At 63.9% G+C, this 20,370-nt stretch carries 14 protein-coding genes; 13 read left to right on the forward strand and 1 reads right to left on the reverse strand.

Annotated features, from left to right (window positions below):
• Positions 1 to 130: 130 nt before the first annotated feature.
• From glcD to BLR92_RS14685, 5 genes are all read left to right on the forward strand, one after another.
• On the forward strand, positions 131 to 1,630 hold the full coding sequence (gene glcD / locus BLR92_RS14665) for a glycolate oxidase subunit GlcD (RefSeq protein ID WP_089729899.1): 1,500 nt from the start codon (positions 131 to 133) through the stop codon (positions 1,628 to 1,630).
• Between the two features lie 8 nt (positions 1,631 to 1,638).
• Complete coding sequence (glcE, locus tag BLR92_RS14670; RefSeq protein ID WP_089729901.1) at positions 1,639 to 2,760, forward strand: glycolate oxidase subunit GlcE; 1,122 nt, start codon at positions 1,639 to 1,641, stop codon at positions 2,758 to 2,760.
• A 2-nt stretch (positions 2,761 to 2,762) separates the two neighbouring features.
• The gene (glcF, locus tag BLR92_RS14675; protein ID WP_089729903.1) at positions 2,763 to 4,013 is read left to right on the forward strand and encodes a glycolate oxidase subunit GlcF; all 1,251 of its coding nucleotides are present in this window, start codon (positions 2,763 to 2,765) and stop codon (positions 4,011 to 4,013) included.
• Positions 4,014 to 4,102: 89 nt separating this feature from the next.
• Entirely contained in the window at positions 4,103 to 4,510 is a 408-nt protein-coding gene (locus BLR92_RS14680) for a GlcG/HbpS family heme-binding protein (RefSeq protein WP_089729905.1), read from the forward strand.
• Positions 4,511 to 4,715: 205 nt separating this feature from the next.
• Positions 4,716 to 6,911: a malate synthase G gene (locus BLR92_RS14685; RefSeq protein WP_089729907.1), complete on the forward strand. Its 2,196-nt coding sequence runs from the start codon at positions 4,716 to 4,718 to the stop codon at positions 6,909 to 6,911.
• Positions 6,912 to 7,094: 183 nt separating this feature from the next.
• On the opposite strand, the gene BLR92_RS14690 is transcribed toward BLR92_RS14685, so the two are convergent.
• Entirely contained in the window at positions 7,095 to 8,000 is a 906-nt protein-coding gene (locus BLR92_RS14690) for a LysR substrate-binding domain-containing protein (RefSeq protein WP_089729908.1), read from the reverse strand.
• Between the two features lie 114 nt (positions 8,001 to 8,114).
• On the opposite strand from BLR92_RS14690, the gene betC reads away from it, so the two are divergent.
• From betC to BLR92_RS14730, 8 genes are all read left to right on the forward strand, one after another.
• Positions 8,115 to 9,647: a choline-sulfatase gene (betC, locus tag BLR92_RS14695; protein WP_089729910.1), complete on the forward strand. Its 1,533-nt coding sequence runs from the start codon at positions 8,115 to 8,117 to the stop codon at positions 9,645 to 9,647.
• On the forward strand, positions 9,644 to 11,275 hold the full coding sequence (locus BLR92_RS14700; RefSeq protein ID WP_089729912.1) for a SulP family inorganic anion transporter: 1,632 nt from the start codon (positions 9,644 to 9,646) through the stop codon (positions 11,273 to 11,275). The genes betC and BLR92_RS14700 overlap by 4 nt, the downstream gene beginning before the upstream one ends.
• Before the next feature lie 10 nt (positions 11,276 to 11,285).
• Entirely contained in the window at positions 11,286 to 13,328 is a 2,043-nt protein-coding gene (betT, locus tag BLR92_RS14705) for a choline BCCT transporter BetT (protein WP_089729914.1), read from the forward strand.
• Between the two features lie 242 nt (positions 13,329 to 13,570).
• The gene (locus BLR92_RS14710) at positions 13,571 to 14,089 is read left to right on the forward strand and encodes an Hcp family type VI secretion system effector (protein WP_089729916.1); all 519 of its coding nucleotides are present in this window, start codon (positions 13,571 to 13,573) and stop codon (positions 14,087 to 14,089) included.
• Positions 14,090 to 14,209: 120 nt separating this feature from the next.
• The gene (locus BLR92_RS14715) at positions 14,210 to 16,408 is read left to right on the forward strand and encodes a type VI secretion system Vgr family protein (RefSeq protein WP_089729918.1); all 2,199 of its coding nucleotides are present in this window, start codon (positions 14,210 to 14,212) and stop codon (positions 16,406 to 16,408) included.
• Positions 16,393 to 17,229, forward strand: coding sequence for a DUF4123 domain-containing protein (locus BLR92_RS14720; protein ID WP_089729920.1), 837 nt, complete (start codon positions 16,393 to 16,395; stop codon positions 17,227 to 17,229). Before BLR92_RS14715 ends, BLR92_RS14720 begins: the two co-directional genes overlap by 16 nt.
• A complete protein-coding gene (locus tag BLR92_RS14725) occupies positions 17,222 to 19,132 on the forward strand; it encodes an alpha/beta hydrolase (protein ID WP_089729922.1) in 1,911 nt (636 codons plus the stop codon). Before BLR92_RS14720 ends, BLR92_RS14725 begins: the two co-directional genes overlap by 8 nt.
• Positions 19,119 to 20,369 (forward strand): WD40 repeat domain-containing protein, encoded by a 1,251-nt coding sequence (locus tag BLR92_RS14730; protein WP_245704224.1) that lies wholly within the window; start codon positions 19,119 to 19,121, stop codon positions 20,367 to 20,369. Before BLR92_RS14725 ends, BLR92_RS14730 begins: the two co-directional genes overlap by 14 nt.
• Position 20,370: the final 1 nt, after the last annotated feature.

Consider the following 20,370-nt stretch of genomic DNA (forward strand, 5'->3'; position numbering starts at 1 on the left):
ATTATGGAATCAATTTCCATAAATTATAATCCATAGTGGTCTGACCAGTTACCCAGGCCTAGGCAGGCTTGCGCCAAGTACCTAGACTAAGGGTAATCATCATGACGCCATCCAAGATTGAGGAATCAGCATGAACATCCTCTACGACGAGCGCCTCGACGGCGCCCTGGCGCCGACGGACAAATCGAGCGTGCTCACGCATTTGCAGCAGGCGCTGCCCGACATGACCCTGCTGCACCGCGAGGAAGACCTGCGTCCGTTCGAATGCGACGGCCTGTCTGCCTATCGCGTGCTGCCGATGCTGGTCGCCATGCCGCACACCCTCGAGCAGGTCGAGGCGCTGATGCGCTGCTGCTTTGAGCTGGGCGTGCCGGTGGTTACCCGTGGCGCCGGCACCGGCTTGTCGGGCGGCGCGCTGCCGCTCGAGCAAGGCGTGCTGCTGGTGATGTCACGTTTCGCGCAGATTCTCGATGTCGACCCGGATGCGCGCATCGCACGGGTACAGCCCGGCGTGCGCAACCTGGCGATCTCCGAAGCCGCCGCGCCGTTCGGGCTCTACTACGCGCCGGACCCGTCATCGCAGATCGCCTGTTCGATCGGCGGCAACGTCGCCGAGAACGCCGGCGGCGTGCATTGCCTGAAGTACGGCTTGACCGTGCATAACGTGCTCAAGATCGAGGTGATCACCATCGAAGGCGAGCGCATGACGCTGGGTTCGGATGCATTCGACGCGCCGGGCTTCGATCTGCTGGCGCTGTTCACCGGCTCCGAGGGCATGCTCGGCGTGATCACCGAGATCACCGTCAAGCTGCTGCCCAAGCCAGAGAGCGCCAAGGTGCTGATGGCTAGCTTCGATGACGTCGAGAAGGCCGGTAAGGCGGTGGGCGACATCATCGCCGCCGGTATCATCCCCGGTGGCCTGGAGATGATGGATAACCTGGCGATTCGCGCCGCCGAGGACTTCATTCGCGCCGGCTATCCGGTCGAGGCCGAGGCGATCCTGCTCTGCGAGCTCGACGGCGCGGAGGCCGACGTCGATGACGACTGCGCAACCGTGCGCGAGGTGCTCGAAAATGCCGGCGCGACGAATATCGCCCAGGCCCGCGACGACGCCGAACGCGCGCTGTTCTGGGCCGGGCGCAAGAACGCCTTTCCCGCGGTGGGCCGCATGTCGCCCGACTACTACTGCATGGACGGCACCATTCCGCGCCGCGAATTGCCGCGTGTGCTCAAGGGCATCGCCGAGTTATCGGAGCAGCACGGCCTGCGCGTGGCCAACGTCTTTCACGCCGGCGACGGCAACATGCACCCACTGATTCTGTTCGATGCCAACCGGCCAGGCGAGTTGGAGAAAGCCGAGACGGTCGGCGGCAAGATTCTCGAACTGTGCGTCGAGGCCGGTGGCAGCATCACCGGCGAGCACGGGGTCGGCCGCGAGAAGATCAACCAGATGTGCGCCCAGTTCCAGCCCGACGAGCTGACCGCCTTCCATGCGGTGAAGGCCGCCTTCGATGCGCGGCGGCTGCTCAACCCGGGCAAGAACATTCCGACCCTGCAGCGCTGCGCCGAGTTCGGTGCCATGCACGTGCACAAGGGCGAGTTGCCGCATCCCGAACTGCCGCGTTTTTGAGGTTCATGATGGAACACCACGAACAGGACAAGCATCCCAGCCATGCCGAGCATGGCCGCGACCTCGACCGGGATATAGCCGAGGCGCTCTGCGAGCGCGTGCGCCGGGCCGATGCCGACAAGACGCCGCTGAGGATCGTCGGCGGCGACACCAAGGCATTCTACGGTCGTAACGTCGCAGGCGAGACACTCAGCCTTGCCGAGCATCGCGGCATCACCCACTACGACCCGGTCGAGTTGGTGATCTCGGTGCGCAGCGGCACGCCGCTGGCCGAACTCGAGGTCGCGCTCGACGCCGAGGGTCAGCAGCTCGGTTGCGAGCCGCCGCATTTCGGCGACGCCGCCAGCGTCGGCGGCATGCTCGCCACCGGCCTGTCCGGCCCGCGTCGCCCCTGGGCCGGCAGCGTGCGCGATTTCGTGCTCGGCACGCGGGTGATCAGCCATGAAGGCAAGCAATTGCGTTTCGGTGGCGAGGTGATGAAGAACGTCGCCGGCTACGATCTGTCGCGGCTGATGGTTGGCGCCCAGGGCACCCTCGGCGTAGTCACCGAAGTCTCGCTCAAGGTGCTGCCCAAGCCCACCGCCAGCCACGGCCTGCGTCTCGACATGCCGCTCGACGACGCCCTGCATCGGTTCGCCGAGTGGGGCCGCCGACCGATGCCGATCACCGCCGCCGCCTATCATGACGGCGCGCTGCACCTGCGTCTGGAAGGCGGCGCCAGTTCGGTTGCGGCCACCGTCGAGCGCCTCGGCGGCGACGCCCTCGACGCCGGCTTCTGGCACAAGCTACGCGAGCAGCGCCTGGCGTTCTTCGACGACACCGACCCGCGCCCGCTGTGGCGGCTGTCGCTGCCGACCAATACCCCGCCGCTGGCGGTGAGTGGCGATGTGCTCTACGACTGGGCCGGTGCCCAGCGCTGGCTGCGCAGCGATATGGATGCGGACAAGCTGCGCGAAAGCGTGGCACGCGCCGGCGGCCATGCCACCTGCTACACGCCCCACGACAAGGGAGGAGCTGCCGAGCCGTTCACCCCGCTGGCGCCGGTGGTGGCCAAGTACCATCGCCAGCTCAAGGCCCAGCTCGACCCCAACGGCATCTTCAATCCCGGCCGGCTCTATCCGGAGTTATAGCCATGCAGACACAATTCACCGACGCCGATCTGCAAAAGCCGCATATCCGCGAGGCCGATCGCGTGCTGCGCACCTGCGTACATTGCGGCTTCTGCAACGCCACCTGCCCCACCTACCAATTGCTAGGCGACGAGCGCGATGGCCCGCGCGGCCGCATCTACCTGATGAAGGAACTGCTGGAAAGCCGCGACGACGACGACCAAGTCACCAAGGAGACCCAGCTCCACCTGGATCGTTGCCTGACCTGCCGCAATTGCGAGACCACCTGCCCGTCCGGCGTCGAGTATCACAAGCTGCTCGACATCGGTCGCGCCGAGGTCGACCGTCGTGTCGGTCGCACGCCCAGGGAGCGCGTGCTGCACCTTGGGCTGCGCAAGGCGCTGGTCGAGCCTAGGCGCTTTGCGGCGCTGCTCAAGTTGGGCCAGACCTTTCGCCCGCTGGTACCCGGCACGCTCAAGGACAAGATGCCGGCCAAACCGGTGGATGCCGGCGTGCGTCCCGACGGCAAACGCCACGCACGGCAAATGCTGATACTCGAAGGCTGCGTGCAACCGGGGCTGTCACCCAATACCAACGCCGCCACCGCGCGCGTGCTCGACAGGCTCGGCATCGGCCTGACGCCCGCGCCGCAGGCCGGCTGCTGCGGCGCCATCGATTTTCACTTGAGCGCCCAAGAGGCCGGTCGCGAGCGTATGCGCTCCAATATCGACGCCTGGTGGCCGGCGATCGAAAAAGCGGGCGAAGCCGGGGTCGAAGCAATAGTCCAGACCGCCAGCGGCTGCGGCGCCTTCGTCAAGGAATATGCCGAGATGCTCGCCGACGATCCCGACTACGCTGAAAAGGCCGAGCGTATCAGCGCCATGGCCAAAGATCTGGTCGAGATACTGCGCGAGGAGGATCTCGATGCACTGGCGGTCAAGCAGTCGCGCAAGCTGGCGTTTCACTGCCCTTGCACCCTGCAACACGCACAGCGGCTCAGCGGCGCGGTGGAAGGCGTGCTCACCCGGCTTGGCTTCGGCCTGACGCCGGTGCGTGATGCCCATCTGTGCTGCGGCTCGGCGGGTACCTACTCGGTGACTCAGCCGGTGCTGGCCAAGCAGTTGCGCGACGACAAACTCGATGCGCTGGAGGCCGGCGACCCGGAGTTGATCGTCACCGCCAACATTGGCTGCCAGACCCATCTCGACGGCGCCGGGCGCACGCCGGTGCGGCACTGGATCGAGATCGTCGACGAGGCGCTGCGGCCCGCGTAGCGATCTTGGCGGCGTTCGACGTTTCTTTTCGCCGCCGGAAACGTTTTACTGGAAATCCTTTTCAGGTTTTCCCATCAAGGAGAGATTCAATGCAGCAACGTAGCGTTCTGACCCTCGACGACGTCAATGCCATCCTCGACGCCGCCCAGCAGGAAGCCGAAGACAACGGCTGGGCCGTGACCATCGCCGTTGCCGATGACGGCGGGCATCTGCTGGGCCTGCGTCGCCTCGATGGCGCCGCGCCCATGTCGAGTTATGTCGCCACCGAAAAGGCGCGCAGCGCCGCGCTCGGGCGCAAGGAGACCCAGGTATTCGAGGATATGATCAACGGCGGCCGCACCGCCTTTCTGTCGGCACCGGCACTGCAGGGCATGCTGACCGGCGGCGTGCCGGTTCTGGCCGAGGGATACGTCACCGGCAGCGTGGGCGTCTCCGGCGTCAAACCCGATCAGGATGCCCAGGTCGCCAAGGCAGGTATCCAGGCCATCTCCAGCTAGACCAGGCACCACAACGCATCACTGAGCATTATCGATGAAAAGAGCCGGCCTGCCCAAAAAGGCTGTCGCAGGCCGGTTCATAATATAAATCTGTCATCACGAGAGCTGGCGAACGTCGGCGAGATGTCGATTGATTCGTGAATAGTGCCGTTTACGTTCGCGGCAACCCGCGACGACAGATAACAGCGCACCAGGAGGTTTTCCCATGTCCGAGCGTGTCACCCGCCACCGCCTTCAGGTGGCGCCCGAACTCGACCGCTTCCTCACCGACGAGGCCCTGCCCGGCAGCGGCATCGACGCCAAGGCCTTCTGGGCCGGCGTCGACGCACTGATCCACGATTTGGCCCCGAAAAACCGCGAACTGCTTGCCGAGCGCGAGCGGCTACAACAGGAACTCGACGCCTGGCACCGCGAAAACCCCGGCCCGGTGCGCGATCTCGCCGCCTACCGCAGCTTCCTGCGCGAGATCGGCTATCTGGTCGAGGCGCCGACGAGCGTCCAGGCCACCACCGCCAACGTCGATCCCGAGGTCCGTGTGCAGGCCGGCCCGCAACTGGTGGTGCCGGTGAGCAACGCGCGCTACGCGCTCAACGCCGCCAACGCGCGCTGGGGCAGCCTCTACGACGCGCTCTACGGCACTGACGCGATCCCCGAGAGCGACGGCGCCGAGAAGGACCGCGACTACAACCCCAAGCGCGGCGAGAAGGTCATCGCCTACGCCCGCGGCGTGCTCGACACCGCCGCCCCGCTGACCGAGGGCTCGCACAAGGATGCCATCGGCTACGTCCTGCGTGACGGCAAACTCATCGTGACCCTGGAGGGCGGCAACCAGACCGGCCTCCAGGATCCCGCCCAATTGGTCGGCTACCGCGGCGACGCCGGCACGCCCGAAGCGATCTTGCTGGCCAACCACGGCTTGCATCTCGAACTGCAGTTCGACGCCACCCACCCGATCGGCAAGACCGACCCCGCCGGCGTCAAGGACCTGGTGGTCGAGGCCGCGATTTCCACCATCATGGACTGCGAGGACTCGATCGCCGCGGTGGATGCCGAGGACAAGGTCCACGTCTACCGCAACTGGCTGGGCTTGATGCAGGGCTCCCTCGAGGAGGAGGTGAGCAAGGGCGGCGAGACCTTCATGCGTCGCCTCCACGCCGACCGCAGCTACACCACGCCCGACGGCGGCACGCACACCCTGCCAGGGCGCTCGCTGATGTTCGTGCGCAACGTCGGCCACCTGATGACCACCCCGGCGATCCTCGACGAGCACGGTGACGAGATCCCCGAAGGCATCCTCGACGGCATCGTCACCAGCCTGATCGCCCTGCACGACCTCAACAAGGGCGGCGCGACCGGCAGCCAGAAGACCAACAGCCGCACCGGCTCGATCTACATCGTCAAGCCCAAGATGCACGGGCCGAAGGAAGTCGCCTTCGCCAACGAACTGTTCGGGCGCGTCGAGGACCTGCTCAGCCTTAAGCGCGACACCCTCAAGATGGGCATCATGGACGAGGAACGGCGTACCTCGGTCAACCTCAAGGCATGCATCCATGAGGCCGCCTCGCGGGTGGCGTTCATCAACACCGGCTTCCTCGACCGCACCGGCGACGAGATGCACAGCGCCATGCAGGCCGGCCCGATGCTGCGCAAGGGTGACATGAAGGGTTCAGCCTGGATCGGCGCCTACGAGAAGAACAACGTCCAGGCCGGCCTGGCCTGCGGGCTGCGCGGGCGCGCCCAGATCGGCAAGGGCATGTGGGCGATGCCCGACCTGATGGCGGCGATGCTCGAACAGAAGATCGGTCACCCCCAGGCCGGCGCCAACACCGCCTGGGTGCCCTCGCCCACCGCCGCGGTGCTGCATGCCCTGCACTACCACCAAGTCGACGTCGCCGCGCTGCAACAAGACATGGAGCGTGAGGGCGAGACCGACCTGCTCGACGACCTGCTCAGCGTGCCGGTGGACGAGGCCGCCGACTGGCCGCGTGAGGCCATCCAGGAAGAGCTCGACAACAATTGCCAGGGCATCCTCGGCTACGTGGTGCGCTGGGTCGAGCAGGGCGTGGGCACCTCCAAGGTCCCCGACATCCACGACGTCGGACTGATGGAGGACCGCGCCACGCTGCGCATCTCCAGCCAGCACATCGCCAACTGGCTGTATCATGGCATCGTCAGCGAGGCACAGGTGCGCGAGACGCTGGAACGCATGGCCGGGGTGGTCGACCAGCAGAACGCGAATGACCCGAACTATGTGCCGATGACCCCGCACCTCGATGAGTCGAGCGCCTTCCAGGCCGCCAGCGACCTGATCTTCAAGGGGATCGAGCAGCCCTCGGGCTATACCGAGCCGCTGTTGCATCACTGGCGCGCGGTACACAAGGCGAAGGGGAGCACTGTTTAAATGCCTGCGCGAGCGAATCACGGCGTTGCGCGGTACTCGATCACTCGACTAACGACTTGTTATGTCTCGTGCTCTGTGTTCCGTGCGCCTTGTCCTTCATCTCGCTCGGCGATTTATCCAGCACTTCCCAAAGGCTGAGTGGACCACACCCTCGTCGCGCAGTTTAGCGGCGGGGGTGTTTTTCTATGCTTGGCCGGCGCAGTCGATAATCCATTCCTGAAGCGCGGCTTTCGCCTCGCTGGGCAATTCCGGCTGGGCGTCGATCAGGCCGTAGCCTCGTCGTGAACTCAGCCGCAGGTCATCCAGACCGACCAGCATGCCGCTGTCGATCAGGTCGTCGACCAGCCCGCGCCAGCCCATACCGATCCCCTGCCCAGCAATCGCCGCCTGGATCAGCAGGGTGTAGTTGTTGAAGGTCAGTTCCGACGATGTCGGATAGCGGATTCCGGCCTGTTGCTGGAAATAGCGCGGCCAATCCAGCCAGCTTTGACCTTGATCCGCCATCAGTGTCAGTAGCGGCATCTCGCTCAATGTCACGACATCCTCGATCGGCCCGTACTGAGCGAGAAAGCCGGGACTGCAAACCGGGAAGACGTCTTCGGTGAACAACCGCGGCGTGTCTTCGAGCGTGCGCTCGTCACAAAACACGATGGCGACATCGACTTCCTGATCCCGCCAGTCAAGCACGCCCTGATTGGTGATGATGCGCACGTCGATATGCGGGTGCTGGCGGCGAAACAACGGCAACCGTGGCAGCAGCCAATAAGCGGCGAACGAGAAGTCGGTAAGGATATTCAAGCGCGGTTGGCGGTGTTTGCGCTGCAACTGATCGATTGTCCGATCGATGGTCGCGAACCCTTCCTGCACGCTGCCGAATAGCGCATGGCCCGCCTCGGTCAGTTTCACCCCGCGGTAAATGCGCTCGAACAAGCGCAGATCGAGTTGTTCTTCCAGCCCACGAATTTGCTGGCTGACCGCCGACTGGGTCGAACGCAGCTCCCGCGCCGCAGCGGTGAAGCTCAGGTGCCGGGCGGCTGCCTCGAAGATTCGCAGACTATTGGGCGACACCACCCTGCCTGTCAATGACATTAACTCACCTAATGTCTTACATAAAAATTTAACGAGTTTACAGGCTTTGATATTAGCAGGGAGACTGTCATGACAGATAGTCGACTCACCCCGGCAACGATGGGAGAACCGAAGATGACCGCCAAGCGGCCCAATATTCTATTCTTGATGGCCGACCAGATGGCCGTGCAATCACTGCCTTTCCATGGCCATCCACTGGTCAAGACACCCCACCTTTCTCGACTGGCGGCCGAGGGCGTGGTGTTCGATTCGGCCTACTGCAATAGCCCGCTATGCGCGCCCTCGCGCTTCACCTTGATGGCCGGCCAGTTGCCGTCGCGTGTCGGCGGCTACGACAACGCCGCCGACTTTCCGGCGGACACGCCGACCTTCGCCCATTACCTGCGCGACGAGGGTTACTACACTGCGCTGTCCGGCAAGATGCATTTCTGCGGCCCGGATCAGTTGCACGGGTTCGAAGAGCGCCTGACCACCGATATTTATCCCGCCGATTATGGCTGGTTCGTCGACTGGGAAAACTTCGAGTCTCGGCCGAGCTATTACCACAACATGTCATCGGTGACCCAGGCCGGGCCTTGCGTGCGTTCCAACCAGCTCGACTTCGACGACGAAGTCGCCTTCCGCGCCCGGCGTTTCCTCTACGACTATGCACGCAACGGCGAGCAGCGGCCGTTCTGTCTGACGGTGTCGATGACCCACCCGCACGACCCCTATACCATTCCCCAGCAGTACTGGGATCGTTATGCGCACGACGACATCGACATGCCTCGCGTGCCCTACTCACGCGAGTTGCTGGACCCCCACTCCCAGCGGTTGCGTCACGTCTACCAACTCGACGAGGACACGCTCAGCGACGCCCAGATCCGCAACGCGCGCCACGCCTACTACGGTGCGATCAGCTACGTCGACGATCAGATCGGCGCGGTGCTCGAGGCGCTCAGAGAGACCGGGCTGGAGGAGGACACCATCATCGTGTTCTCCGGCGATCACGGCGACATGCTCGGCGAGCGTGGCCTGTGGTACAAGATGAGCTGGTTCGAGGGCTCGGCGCGGGTGCCGATGATCGTCCACGCCCCCGGCCGCTTCGCGCCGGCACGAGTCAGCGAATCGGTGTCGACCATGGATCTGCTGCCGACCTTCGCCGAAATCGCCCACGGCGGTACGCCGCCGGAATACGCCGTGCCCATCGACGGGCGCAGCCTGCTGCCTCACCTGACCGGACGCGGCGGTCACGATGAAGTGATCGGCGAGTATCTTGGCGAGGGCGCCATCGCGCCGCTGCTGATGATCCGCCGCGGGTGCTACAAGTTCGTCTGCTCGGCGCCCGACCCGGACCAGTTGTTCGACCTGGAAGCCGACCCGCTGGAACTGACCAACCTGGCCGAGGACCCGGCGCACCAGGACCTGCGCAAGCAGTTTCGCGACGAGGCCGCCCGGCGTTGGGACAACGACAAGCTGCACGGTGAGGTGATCGCCAGCCAGCGCCGTCGCAAGCTGGTGTCGCGGGCGCTCAAGCAGGGCAAGGTGACGCCCTGGGATCACCAGCCGACGTTCGATGCCAGCACCCAGTACATGCGCAATAACGTCGATCTCGATGACCTCGAGCGACGCTCGCGCTTCCCGGCGGTACCCGTCGTTCAGCCATGATGGCATCCGGGCCGGATATCGGCGGGCTGCGGCGCTGGCTGCCGTTTCTGCGCTGGCTACCGGTCCAGACGCCGCGCTCGCTGCGAGCCGATGCCGTCGCGGCATTGACCGGCGCGGTGCTGGTCGTGCCGCAGGGTGTCGCCTATGCGCTGCTCGCCGGGCTACCGCCCGAGTACGGACTCTATACCGCCATCGTTCCCGCCATGCTGGCCGCGTTGTTCGGCTCATCAAGGCAGATGGTCAGCGGACCGACGGCGGCGCTGTCGATCGCCTTGTTCGCCACGCTACAGCCGTTCGCCGGGGCCGGCACCAGCGAGTTCATCTCCCTGGCGCTGACCCTGACCTTTCTCGCCGGCTGTTTCCAGCTACTGCTGGGCCTGGTCAGGATGGGCGCGCTGATCGACCTCGTCTCGCATTCGGTGGTAACGGGATTCACCGCCGGCGCGGCATTGATCATCGCTACCAGTCAGTTGGCGTATGCGCTGGGCCTCGAATCGCTACAGGCCGACGGCTTTCTCGCTACCGGTTCGCAGTTGCTCGCCCATCTCGATGAAACCCAACTGAGTGCCCTGCTGATCGCCGCAGGCACTTGCGCGTCATGCCTGGCGTTCAAGCGCTGGCTGCCACGTTGGCCGGGTATGCTGATAACGCTGGTGGCCGCCTCCTTGCTGGCACACCTGCTCGACCCACGGCATGTCGAAATCCTGCGCATCGCAGCGATACCGACGCAGTTGCCACCCTTGTCGGCGCCGGATTTTTCCCTCGAGACCCTGCGCATGCTGACACCCGGCGCCATCGCCCTGGGGCTGCTGGGGCTGGTCGAGGCGCTGGCGATTGCCCGTGCCTTCGCGGCACGTGCCGGGCAACGCCTGGATAGCAACCAGGAATTCATCGGCCAGGGGCTCTCCAATATCGGTGGCGCCTTCTTCTCCGGCTATCTGTCGTCGGGGTCGTTCACGCGTTCCGGCCTCAATGTCGGCGCCGGGGCTCGTTCCCCGCTGGCCGCCGCGCTGTCCGCGCTGTTTTTGATACCGATGCTGATGCTGGCGGCGCCGCTGCTGCACTACGTCCCGATGCCGGCCATGGCCGGCATGCTGCTACTGGTCGCCTTCAACCTGGTCGACCGTCACGCCATTCACGAAGTACTGGCCACCAGCCGCTCGGAAACGGCGGTGATGCTGCTCACCTTCGTCGGCACGCTACTGCTACAGCTGGAATTCGCCATCTATCTCGGCGTGCTGGCTTCACTGGTGCTCTACCTGCGCCGCACCACTCGCCCACCGGTGGTGGAATGCGCACTGGTGGAGGCCCCCGAAGAGATCCGGCAGGTGGTGAAGGAACACGCCTGCACGGTAGTCAGAATCGACGGCTCGCTGTTCTTCGGCGCCTGCGAGTCGGTCGGCCAGCGCCTCGACCGCTTCGAGCGGGAGAACTTGGTGGTACTGGCGGCGGGCATCAATTTCATCGACCTGAGCGGTATTCACCTACTCAAGCGACAGGCACGCCTCTGCCACGCCCGAGGCGGAACGCTGTACCTGGCCTGGGCCAAACCCGACGTCAGCGCCCGCCTGAAGCGAGCCGGCGTATTCGGCAATGACCCGGACAAGCCCACGGCAATAACAATATGAGAGGTATCCCATGACCGACAAGCCATCCGAGAACGAGCGGAGCAATCGCCTGAATCCAGCCGTTTTTCACGGTTCCGTGGCAGGTATCGTGATCTTTCTGGTCTACGCGACCGTCTTCACCGAGCATGCCACGGCGTTCTTCAACGCCGGGCTGAGCTGGGTCGGCAGCACCTTCGGCTGGTATTACATGCTGGCGATCGTCGCCTATCTGGTATTCGTGGTGCTGATCGGGGTATCGCGATTCGGCAGGATTCGCCTGGGCCCCGACCATTCGCGACCGGAATTCTCACTGCTGTCGTGGACGGCTATGCTGTTCGCCGCTGGACTCGGCGGCGCCATCCTGTTCTTCGTGGTCTCCGAACCGCTGACGCACTACCTCAACCCACCTATCGGCGACGGCGGCGCACCACAGGCGCAACGTCGCGCCATCGTGCAGACTTTCATGCACTGGGGCATTTCGGGGTGGGGGCTGTATGTGCTGATGGGCATGGCACTGGCCTATTTCAGCTACCGCCACCGCCTGCCGCTGGCGATTCGCTCGACGCTCTACCCGCTGCTGGGCAAGCGCATCTACGGGCCGATCGGCGACGTCGTCGACATCACCGCCGTGCTGGCCATCGTGTTTGGCATCGCCACCGCACTCGGCATCGGCGTGATCCAGATGAACTATGGGCTGACCTATCTGTTCGGCGTACCGGAGGGGCTAACCGCGCAGATTCTGCTGATCGTCCTGGTAGTGACCATGGCCACCCTCTCGGTGGTGACGGGAGTCGACAAGGGCATCCGTCGACTGTCGGAATTCAACCTATTGCTGGTAGTGGGCGTGGTGCTGTTCGTGCTCTTCCAGGGCGACACGCTGCATTTGCTCAACGCGCTGGTACTGAACACCGGCGACTACCTGGTCGCGCTCATCGGCAAAAGCTTCGATACCTACGCCTATGCGCCACAGGCCCAGAGTTGGTTCAATGGCTGGACGGTGTTCTTCTGGGGTTGGTGGATCGCCTGGGCGCCGTTCGTTGGCCTGTTCCTGGCGCGCATCTCGCGCGGCCGCACGATCCGCGAGTTCGTCGCCGGCGCGCTGTTCATCCCGCTGGTTTTCGTGATGGTGATGATGTCCGTGTTCGGCAACAGCGGCATCGACATGGTCGACCAGGGTCTGGTCGTGCTGGGCGAGCAGGCCATCGACATGCCGCAGGCCACCATCTACACCTTTCTCGAGCAGTTGCCCTGGGTCGGGGTGACGGCCGGCATCGTCACGCTGCTGAGTATCGTCTTCTTCGTTACCTCGGCCGATTCCGGCGCGCTGGTGCTGTCCAACTTCACTTATATCCTGCGCGACGTAAATCACGACGCGCCGGTGCGACTGCGCGTGTTCTGGTCCACGATCATCGGCCTGATCACCGTCGCCCTGCTAATGGCCGGTGGCCTGAAGACCCTACAGAGCGCCGTGGTGATCACCGCCTTGCCGTTCTCGGTAGTGATTTTCCTGACCATGATCGGCATGTACCGCTCGCTGAAGGTTGAAGTCGGCAAGGCCGATGCGCGTCGGCAAGTGGCCTCCAGTGGCGCCGCCGGCAGTGACTGGCGCGAACGACTCGACCGCACCCTTGACGGTTCGACACACGACGGCGCGCAGGCGACGCTGCGTCATGCCATTCGACCCGCACTGGTCCAACTCGCCGAGGAGCTCGCCCAGCGCGGCCAGCATGCCACGGTTACCGAGCAGAAAATGACCGGCTCCGAGATGCTTTGCCCGTCGCTACGGGTGGACTTCGATGGCGCGCCCAGCTTCATTTACCAGATACGTCCGCACCGCATGCAAACACCCAGCTTCCTGCCCGCCGATGATGACTACTACCTGCGACTCGACGTGCACCTGACCGAGGGCGGGCTGGGCCAGGACCTCAACGGCTATACCCGCCTACAGGTCATTCATGACGTGCTCAACGAATACCAACGGCATCTGCGTTTTCTGGCCCAGGCCAGCGAGAACGGCAGCCTGGAGACCATACCCGGCCATGCCGTCGGAAGCGTCGCCACGCCGGCTGACTGACCCGACAGAGACTATTCGTTCGCTAAATCGAGCCGTACCTCGCCCGCGCGGCAACTTCTTGCTCGTGCGGGCGAGAAGTTGCTCGATTCAGGCAACTTATTGCCTAATTCAACTTTAATTTTGATGATGAAAAATATAACTATCTATTTTTAAAGGAGTAACTGATTCTCGGCCTGAAATCTGCTCTATGACACTTGTCCTCAGAGGCACTCGAGGCATCTTTATTCATCCAGGAGCAGATCATGCCAACACCTTGCTATATCAGTATCGAAGGCCAGACCCAGGGCAACATCACCGCCGGCGCCTTTACTCCGGATTCCGTGGGCAACATCTATGTCGAAGGCCACGAAGACCAGATGCTGGTTCAGGAATTCAAGCACGTCGTCACCGTGCCGACCGATCCGCAATCCGGCCAGCCCAGCGGCCAGCGTGCCCATAAGCCGTTCATCTTCACCGTGGCGCTGAACAAGGCCGTGCCGCTGATGTACAACGCCCTGGCTACCGGCGAAATGCTGCCCAACGTCGAGCTCAAGTGGTACCGCACCTCCATCGAAGGCAAGCAGGAGCACTTCTTCACCACCTCGCTGACCGATGCCACCATCGTCGATATCAACCTGCGCATGCCGCATGCCCAGGACGCCACGCGCGCCGAGTTCACCCAGCTCATGGACGTTTCGCTGGCTTACCGCAAGATCGATTGGGAGCACACCGTCGCCGGCACTTCCGGCTCCGACGACTGGCGCGCGCCGATCGAAGCCTAAGCCCTAGCATCACAAGGGTTGTTACGGCGGCTTTCCCATACTCGCCTTTTCCTGCTCACCACAACGGGCGCCAAGACACCCGTTGTGGTGGGTTTGTCTTTATGATCAAGAGAGACCGCCTTGGCCCACTCAACCGGACTGCAGTTCACGCTAACACTAGCCAACGATGACGCGGCCGACCTGGCGGTGGTCGACTTCGAGGGCACGGAGAGCCTGTCGGCGCCGTTCAAGCTGCGCGTGGCCTTCGCCAGCCGTCGCCATGACCTGTCGCCGGGCGACTGGCTCGACCGCGAGGTGGGCCTGACGGTGTGGCAGGACGGCATGGCGCTGCGCCGCTTTCACGGCATCGTCGCCGAGTTCGCCCAGGGCGACCGTGGCCATCGCCGCACGCATTACTCGATCCTCGTGCGCCCGGCGCTGTGGCGGCTGTCGTTGCGGCACAACTCACGCATCTTCCAGCGCGTCTCGCCACAGACCATCATCGCTACCCTGCTCGCCGAGCGCGGCATCCGCGAGGTGGCCTTTGCGCTCAGCCGCGAGCCGGCCGAGCGCGAGTACTGCGTGCAGTACCGCGAGACCGACCTGGCCTTTATCGAGCGCCTCGCCGCCGAGGAAGGCTGGTGCTACTTTCACGAGCGCGTCGCGCCAGCGGGTGAAGCCGCTGATGGCGCTTCGTCGAGTGACGGGAACGACACAGATACTCAGCGCCTGGTGTTCGCCGACGATCCACGGACCTTTGCCAGCCTCGGCGCCCGGCCCTATCACGGCCGTGCCGGAGGCACGGCCCCCAAGCGGCATGTCCGCCGCCTGAGCCAGACCGCGCGGGTGCGCTCCGCGTCGGTGACCCTCAAGGACGATTCCTTCAAGCAGCCGGGCTATTCACAGTTACATCAGGCCCAGCTACACGAACACCCGGCCGAGGGGCTCGACGCCCACGCCCAGCACCCCGGCTCTCCCCAACATTACGAACACTACGACTATCCCGGGCGATACAAGGCCGATGCCTCGGGCCGCGCCTTCACCCAGGCCCGCCTCGAGCATCTGAGAAGTGACGCCCTTGGCGTGACGGCCCAAAGCGACCTGCCCGAACTGCTGCCCGGGGCGCGCTTCAGCCTCACCGGGCACGACAACACCGCGCTCAATCGCGACTGGCAGACGGTCACGGTGGTGCATGACGGCCAGCAACCCCAGGCGCTGGAAGAAGACGCCGTGGGCGTTACCGCCAGCGATCGCGCCGGCGCCGACTCGAGTCAGGACATGACCCGCTACGGCAATACGCTGACACTGACTCCCGCCGACCAGACCTGGCGCCCCAAGCCCAACCCCCATCCCCGCGTCGACGGTCCGCAGGTCGCCGTGGTGGTCGGCCCCGAGGGCGAAGAGATCCACTGCGACGCCTACGGCCGGGTCAAGGTGCTGTTCCCCTGGGATCGTTATGCCGAAGGCAATGACACCAGCAGCGCCTGGCTGCGTGTATCCCAGGGCTGGGCCGGCGGTGGCTACGGCGCGATGGCGATCCCGCGCATCGGTCACGAGGTGATCGTCAGTTTCCTCGAAGGCGACCCCGACCAGCCGCTGATCACCGGGCGCACCTATCACGCGGTGAATACCCCGCCCTATGCGCTACCCGAGCACAAGACACGCACCGTGATCCGCACCCAGACCCATCAGGGCGAGGGCTTCAACGAACTGCGCTTCGAGGACCAGCACGCCCGCGAACAGATCTGGCTGTATGCGCAGAAGGATTTGGAACTGCTGACCCGCAACGACCGCACGGAAGAGATCCGTCGCGACAGTCACCTCGCGATCCAGCGCGACCGCATCAGCGAGCTCGACCGCGACGAACACCTCAGCGTACACGGCGAGCGCCGCGAGAAGATCGACGGCGACGACAGCCTGATCGTCGGCCAGACCCGCCACGAGAAAATCGGCCGGGCCACGCTTATCGAGGCCGGGCGCGAGGTTCATTACCGCGCGGGGCAACGCACTACCCTGGAGGCGGGGGCCGAGATCACCCTGAAAGCCGGCGGCAGCTTCCTCAAGCTCGACCCGAGTGGCGTCACCCTCGTCGGCCCCAGCGTCAAGGTCAACGCGGGTGGCAGCCCAGGCTCGGGCAGTGGCCAAGGCGCCCAGACACCGCTGTTACCAGGCCACGTCAAAGCCGTAACCCACCAAACGATCACGCCGGTTTCCTATGAGCAGTTACTGACGGCGCCGTTGAATGGCGCGACCACCATTGAGGTCTGCCAGATTCAGGATGCGACCAGGGCCTCCGGGCCTGAGAACTGTGGCCTGGGAGCACAATGCCGATGCGGATAAACACACCAGAGCCGCCCCAGCGGCCCTTGAAATCACGCTTCCTGATCGACCTGGCCATGCATCGCGATGGGTTGCGTGAGATGCGCAAGGCCGAGCCGGACGCTCGCCATGAATTGCTGTATTGGCAGACCGATCACAAGGGCATGGCCGATGCCGGGCCGCTATTGGTCGAACCCGTCTCATCCGGCGCCTGCGCCACCTGTCGGCAATGGCTCGAACAAGGGCTGGCCATCGAGTTGCAGGGCACGCGGCGCTTTGATGATACCGCTACGCATCTGCGCACCCTGACGATGACGGAGCGTGAATCATTGCCACCGGCGCTGTTTCGTTACGCGGACTCGCGACTGTATGCCGGGCTGCAATCGGTACTCGATGAGCATGAGCGCGCCCGCCTGTTGGGACCGAACGAGGCGATGACGGGCATGGCGGGCAACGAGGCGTGGACGCTACGCCAGCCGCCGTTGGCTGCGGAACGTTATGTGCTGACTGACGCGCCATTCCGGCTGACTCAGCCGCATTTGCAGGGGCTGCAGACGTGGCGTGAACGTGCATTGCTACAACCCCTGGTGGACCAACACACCATCCCTATCGAACGGCTAGTGGGCTGGTTCCAACAGATGATAGCCATGGGGTTTGACAACGAACAGACCTGCTTTGAGGGCTGCCAACGCCTGGCCTCGCTGGGTTTCGATCAACCCCTCGACTCGCATTGTGCGGCTATCCAGGCCCTGGGCGCTGCGCCCTGGCAGACCAAGCTGGCTGCGCTGGAAGCCCGGCTTATCCACGCTCGAGGCACCGTTCAGGAGGCCCATCATGACTAGCGCCGTGCCACCCCCGCTGCCCAGTTGCCAGTCCACCGATGGTACGGTGCAGTTGCCCGATTGCGCCGCCAAGGTATTGGTGGTTCTCGAACACAAGGACACCCTGGGGCAGCCACTGCCCGAGGGCATTCGCGTCGAGGTGCGCGATAGCCGTCGGAGAAGTTACCTGGGCGTTACCGATACCGAGGGCGTCAGCCAGCATCCCGGCGTGATCGCCGGGCTGTTTTCCTGGCAACTGCTGGCCGCGCCGGGGCGCCATCTGGTGGCCGTCGATGGCCAGCCGGTGCACCCCGTCGCGGCGGGGCTGGGTGCGCCGGAAGCCAACGCGGTGATGCACGAGACGACCGTGACCGCGACCTATCTGCCGCCACCGATCCTCATCGATCTGCATACCTCACCGGGTAGCGGCGCGGATCGCTTGAGCGACGACCAACTCGAGCAATTGCGCCGGGATGGCGATAGCGCCACGCTGTTCGTGCACGGCTACAACGTCGCCCGCGGCGACTGGGGGCGCTTCAGTGTCGAGGCCGAGGCTGCCGACGCCGGTGGACCGTTTCGCTTGGGCGCCCCGCTGCTGCGGCCCAGTGGCGCGGCCACGGTATCGACGCTGTGTCAGAGCCAGGCTTTGGAGGCCGACGCACGCGGCCTGAACGGCAGCGGCGCCTGTAGTTGGCTGGCCAGCATGGAGTACCAGTTCAATCGCGCCGCCGGGATGGCGGACGCCGACTGGCGACCCTACAGCCGAGTGGTGGGTATCGCCTGGCCCGGTGACACCGGTTCAACCGCCTTCGTCGAGGCCGAGTTCAGCGCCATGCAAAGCGGCCGGCGGTTGGTCACGGTGCTCGGGCAACTGATCGACGCCAAACTGTCGATCAACATCGTCAGTCACTCGCTGGGCGCGCGGGTGGTGTTAACGGCGCTGAACATCCTCGGCGAGCGTATCACGGGCCCGTGCATCGACAACCTGTTCCTGTGGGAACCGGCGGTGGCCGACAACGCCCTGTCGCCGGACAGCCCGTTTACCACGGCCGCGCTGAAGGGCGGCTACGATGAGAGCTTCGGCCAGAATTCGCCGGGCCGCGAGACGCACCCGCTGGGCATGGGCACCTTCCCGCTAGCGCATCGCTCAATAAAGAATACCGTGGTGCTGCACTCGCGCGAGGACGGCATCCTCGGCCCCAGCGGCGAGCCGGACGCCAGCGCGTGGTACGATCCCCGCGACTGGCTGGACGACGTCGCGGCCTTCGTCGACGCGCCCCAGGACGACCGCCTGGGCGAGCTCGGCGGCGCCTACCCCAAGAAGTGGTGGACCTTCCCGCCGCTGGTCGCCGGCGGCCTGGGCTATTTCCGCGACTATTACTTCGAACGCGCCCGGGCGCTGGGCGGCGACTGGGAAGCGGCGATGTTGGTGCACCTGCAACAGCGCGCCCAGCATGAACCCCACATCCAGCACCTTATCGATCGCGCCTGGGACGCCCTCACCCAAGCGATCATCGACGAAGCGCGTCGGGCGGCGGCGGCAACCCCCGCTGGCCCGCTCGACCCCAACGTTCCCTTGCCAGAGTACGATCTGCTCAAACCGCTGGCGCATCATGGCCGGATCAGTGAGTTGATGGCGGAACGCTTCGCCGAACGTCTGCGCCGGCTCGGCCAGCGCGACAACTGGCAGCCCCGCGATCGGCAGGTAAGACCGGCATTGGGACTGGTGGGGTTTAAGAAGGTGGAGGATGTAGAGTTTTTTGCCAAAAAACTAACTAAAGATACTTTTGGCTTCGTAGACCAATCGACCTGGCTACTCGCCCATTCGGCGATGAAGTACCCCACCGAGGAAACCTTTATCAAGAGCTACAAGGAAGGCATCATCAACCAAATAAAGGAGAGATCGCGCTTTGGACGCTATTAGAAACAGTGACAAGCATCGCGCCTCGGGGCGCTGGGTGCAGCTTGGTTTGGCGCTTTTCGTCATCGTGTTACTGACAGGCTGCGCAGTTAGTCGCCATCAACCAGGGGGGCAACTTGGACCGGTAATGGCACTCGGCGTTTCCAGTGACGGTCGCTATGCCATCAGCACGCATCAATCCAAGCATCTCGTGCTCTGGAATCTGCAAGAGCATAGCCGAGACATTCTCTCCACCAATGCCAATATCTACAGCGCTTATTTCATTCGTAATCGCAATGCGTTTCTATGGCAAGACCTGAACGATACCGTGCGAGTACAAACAGTCGATGGCGAGGTGCTCAGGCAGTTTTCGCACTTTCCGACGTATGGTCATGTCGTTGGTGAAAACCTGGATCACTACCTTTCCGCGAATGCGACCTGGAATATCTATTATGGGCACGGCGATGAGATGCAACCCGTGTTGCGTGACAGCGATAGCCCCAGCGTTATCGGCAGCGGCAAAGTGCTCAAACTCAGCTTGGCCGAGAACGGCTACTTTGTTTCCGCAGGGTCTGGCTTTAGAGAAGTCGATCAGCGGCCAATAGCGAGTCACCCAACAGTCAGGCCGCTGGATGATCTGCGTTTTTCATCGAACTATGCCGGCGTGGTGCTTTGGGATGTTAATACACTAGAACCTGTTGCCAAATTGCCCGGCAATAACGTCAAAGTCGACGCGGCTATTAGCCCCAACGGCCAATGGGTCGTTAGTGGCGATGAGAATACCATCGGCTTGTATTGGAATACCGACCACCTCAATGATCGTTATCGCATGGCCAGTTACTACCATGGTATTTTTTTGGATGATGCTCCTTCCGGGGCCGATAGCAGTCAGCAATGGGACAAAAGCCAGCTAATCCCTTTACCTCTAGCCAATGAGCCAGACCGCTGGGGTGATCGCAGCGTGGTCACCAACACCACCGTCGCCTTGGCCTTTATCAACGACAGCGAAGAATTCCTGCGCTTCGGCACCTATAGCCACTGGGTCGCGCTGTTCGAGGCCGGCAATCCCTGGCCGCAGAAATACTTCGATCTCGGCGACGATCCCTGGCCATCGACCTCGTCTTACCTGCGCAGCCTAAGTATCGCCACCGCGCCCCAGGCCAATGTGCTGGTCACCGGGCATCGCGACGATGGCGGCATCACGGTTTATCGCTACGACCCTGAGGCGCAAACCCTGACCCGGGAATGGGTGGGCGAGTAGC

Origin of the sequence: Modicisalibacter muralis, from assembly GCF_900102945.1 — a bacterium.
Classification (GTDB): domain Bacteria; phylum Pseudomonadota; class Gammaproteobacteria; order Pseudomonadales; family Halomonadaceae; genus Modicisalibacter; species Modicisalibacter muralis.

Bases quoted from the DNA above. Each gene is read 5' to 3' on its own strand.
- betC (WP_089729910.1), top strand. From the start codon at position 8,115: ATGACCGCCAAGCGGCCCAATATTCTATTCTTGATGGCCGACCAGATG.
- glcF (WP_089729903.1), top strand. From the start codon at position 2,763: ATGCAGACACAATTCACCGACGCCGATCTGCAAAAGCCGCATATCCGC.
- BLR92_RS14690 (WP_089729908.1), bottom strand. From the start codon at position 8,000: ATGTCATTGACAGGCAGGGTGGTGTCGCCCAATAGTCTGCGAATCTTC.
- BLR92_RS14685 (WP_089729907.1), top strand. From the start codon at position 4,716: ATGTCCGAGCGTGTCACCCGCCACCGCCTTCAGGTGGCGCCCGAACTC.
- BLR92_RS14700 (WP_089729912.1), top strand. From the start codon at position 9,644: ATGATGGCATCCGGGCCGGATATCGGCGGGCTGCGGCGCTGGCTGCCG.
- betT (WP_089729914.1), top strand. From the start codon at position 11,286: ATGACCGACAAGCCATCCGAGAACGAGCGGAGCAATCGCCTGAATCCA.
- glcD (WP_089729899.1), top strand. From the start codon at position 131: ATGAACATCCTCTACGACGAGCGCCTCGACGGCGCCCTGGCGCCGACG.
- BLR92_RS14725 (WP_089729922.1), top strand. From the start codon at position 17,222: ATGACTAGCGCCGTGCCACCCCCGCTGCCCAGTTGCCAGTCCACCGAT.
- glcE (WP_089729901.1), top strand. From the start codon at position 1,639: ATGGAACACCACGAACAGGACAAGCATCCCAGCCATGCCGAGCATGGC.
- BLR92_RS14710 (WP_089729916.1), top strand. From the start codon at position 13,571: ATGCCAACACCTTGCTATATCAGTATCGAAGGCCAGACCCAGGGCAAC.
- BLR92_RS14720 (WP_089729920.1), top strand. From the start codon at position 16,393: ATGCCGATGCGGATAAACACACCAGAGCCGCCCCAGCGGCCCTTGAAA.
- BLR92_RS14680 (WP_089729905.1), top strand. From the start codon at position 4,103: ATGCAGCAACGTAGCGTTCTGACCCTCGACGACGTCAATGCCATCCTC.